The organism is Auraticoccus cholistanensis, from assembly GCF_009742705.1.
Lineage (GTDB): Bacteria > Actinomycetota > Actinomycetes > Propionibacteriales > Propionibacteriaceae > Auraticoccus > Auraticoccus cholistanensis.
Genome location: NZ_WPCU01000005.1, coordinates 810,356 through 813,072, shown reverse-complemented (window position 1 = coordinate 813,072; position 2,717 = coordinate 810,356). Strand labels below are relative to the sequence as shown.

General features: G+C 73.2%; 3 protein-coding genes. All 3 read left to right on the top strand.

Going from position 1 to position 2,717, the window contains the following annotated elements:
• The first annotated feature begins 157 nt into the window (after positions 1-157).
• Positions 158-922, top strand: coding sequence for a DinB family protein (locus GC722_RS09645; RefSeq protein ID WP_156609661.1), 765 nt, complete (start codon positions 158-160; stop codon positions 920-922).
• A gap of 58 nt (positions 923-980) precedes the next feature.
• The gene (locus GC722_RS09640) at positions 981-2,300 is read left to right on the top strand and encodes a M18 family aminopeptidase (RefSeq protein WP_156609660.1); all 1,320 of its coding nucleotides are present in this window, start codon (positions 981-983) and stop codon (positions 2,298-2,300) included.
• Between the two features lie 3 nt (positions 2,301-2,303).
• Positions 2,304-2,717 (top strand): EVE domain-containing protein (locus tag GC722_RS09635; RefSeq protein WP_197429938.1); only part of this gene is annotated, 414 nt, incomplete at its 3' end.

Genomic DNA, 2,717 nt, shown 5'->3' with positions numbered 1-2,717 from the left:
CGTCCGTGGCTGAGAGTCATACCGGCACGCTAGGAACCGGCGCGGGTGCGCCACGAGAGCCGGACGGAGGCACCTGACGGGTGCCATCCAAAGGTGGAGGTGACTACGTGCTGCGCCGCTCTCGCGGAGTGTCGGCGGGCGGTGGGAGGGTGCGTCCATGACCACTCCTGGTGAGTTCCGGGCTGCTGAGCCGGCCCAGTTCGTCGACGTGGACCTGCGGGGCGCCCGCTTCGTCCGCGCCGACCTGAGGGACGTCGTGATGCGTGGCGTCGACGTCGCCGGGGCCGACATCGACGCCCCGTGGCTGCTCGGCGAGCAGGGCTCGCTGTGGGTCAACGGGGTCGATGTCGCGCCCTTCGTCGACGCCGAGCTCGACCGCCGGTTCCCGGGCCGTGCCGAGCGGCGGGCGACGGACCCCGACGGGCTCCGCGCCGCCTGGAGCAGCCTCGAGGAGACGTGGGCCGCGACCCTGGAGCGGGTGGCGACGATGCCGGCCGGGACGGTCGACGTCTCCGTCGAGGGGGAGTGGTCGTTCGCCCAGACCCTGCGCCACCTGGTGATGGCCACCGACACCTGGCTCCGCCGGGCGGTCCTGGAGCTCGAGCAGCCGTTCCACCCCCTGGGCCAGCCCAACGCCGACTACGAGACCGACGGCTACGACATGTCGGTCTTCTCGACCACCGCACCGTCCTACGAGGAGGTGCTCGAGGTGCGCGGCGGGCGCATGGCCATGGTCCGCGACTACCTGGCCACCGTGACCGCGGAGGAGCTCGCCGCCACCCGCAAGAACCCCTGGGGTCCCGAGCACCCGGAGACGGTCCTGTCCTGCCTGCACACCATCCTGGAGGAGGAGTGGGAGCACCACCGCTACGCCGTGCGGGACCTCGACGTCCTGGCAGCGTCCTCCTCGCCAGGCGCGTGACGACCGGGCTTGCGGCGGCCGGGTCGAGAACGTCGGCGCTCCTTGGTTGGATGGGCCCATGTCCGTCACCGACCCACTGCCTCCCCAGAGCTCCGACGAGCCTCCGGCCGCCCGGCTGCACGCCGACGACCTGATCGACTACGTCGCCGCCTCGCCGTCGTCCTTCCACGCCGCCCAGGAGGGGGCCCGCCGGCTCCGCGCCGCGGGCTTCGTCGAGCAGGACGAGGCAGAGCCGTGGGACGCCTCGGAGGGCGGGCACTTCCTGGTCCGTGACGGTGCGCTGATGGCCTGGTGGGTGCCGGCAGGTGCCGGTCCGCGCAGCCGTTTCCGCGTGGTCGGCTCGCACACGGACTCCCCGACCTTCAAGCTCAAGCCGGACCCGCTGCTGAACCAGCAGGGCTACAGCCAGGTCGGCGTCGAGGTCTACGGCGGCCCGCTGCTCAACTCCTGGCTGGACCGCGAGCTCGGAGTGGCCGGCCGGATCGTCACCACCGACGGCACCGTGCACACCGTCCGCACCGGTCCGATCATGCGGATCCCGCAGCTGGCCATCCACCTCGACCGGGGCGTCAACGACAACGGGGTCCGGCTGGACAAGCAGCAGCACACCGCGCCGCTGCTGGACCTGGTGGCCGGCACCTCCGTGCTGGACCTGATCGGCGAGCAGGCCGGCATCCGTCCCCGTGACGTCGCCGGGCACGACCTGGTGGCCTACACCACCGAGCGCGGCGGCTACTTCGGCGACTTCGGCCAGTTCGTCGCCTGCGCGCGGCTGGACAACCTGAGCAGCGTGCACGCCTCGCTGACCGCACTGCTGGAGCTCGCCGGCTCCGGCGGGGAGTCCGCCGACGTGGCCGTGCTGGCCGCCTTCGACCACGAGGAGATCGGGTCGGGGTCGCGCAGCGGGGCGGCCGGCCCCGTGCTGGAGGACGTGCTGCGTCGCACCGCGCTGGCGCTGGGGGCGACCCCGGACCAGACGATCGCCATGGTGAGCGGCTCCACCTGCGTGTCGGCCGACGCCGGGCATGCCATGCACCCGAACTACCCCGGGCACCACGACCCGGTGAACCGGCCGATCCTGGGCGGCGGGCCGCTGCTGAAGATCAACGCCAACCAGCGCTACTCGACCGACGCGGTCGGCTCGGCGCTGTGGCGGCGCGCCTGCACCGAGGCCGGGATCCGCACCCAGGCGTTCGTGTCGAACAACGCCATCCCGTGCGGGTCGACCATCGGCCCGCTGACCGCCACCCGGCTGGGGATGACGGTGGTCGACGTGGGGACACCGCTGCTGTCGATGCACTCCGCGCGGGAGATGTGCGCCACTGACGACCTGCTCGCCCTGACGCTGGCGCTGACCAGCTACTGGCGCACCGCCTGAACCGTGGGACGGACCGTCGAGCGCGCGGATCTCGGGGCCTGGCTGCTCAAGGCCAACCCGGCGGTGTGGGACTTCCGCGGGTTCCTCGCCACCGGCGAGCGCCGGCTGACGTCGTGGGCGGTCCGCCCCGGGTACCGCAGCGCCCTGATGCGTCCGGGCGACCGGGTGCTCTTCTGGCTGTCCGGCGACGGCCGCCACGGGCTGGTCCGCGGGCTGTGGGGTCTCGGCCGGCTCACCGCCCCGGTCGTGGCCTGGCAGGAGGACGAGCACGGGTTCTGGTACGAGGCGAGCGGCCGGGCGGGCGTCCGGGCCCGGGTGGAGCTGGACGTCGCCCTGCTGGACGAGCCGGTGGAGCACACCGAGCTGCGGGCGGTCGGGGTCGACGACCTGGAGGTGCAGCGCCAGCCCTTCGGGCCC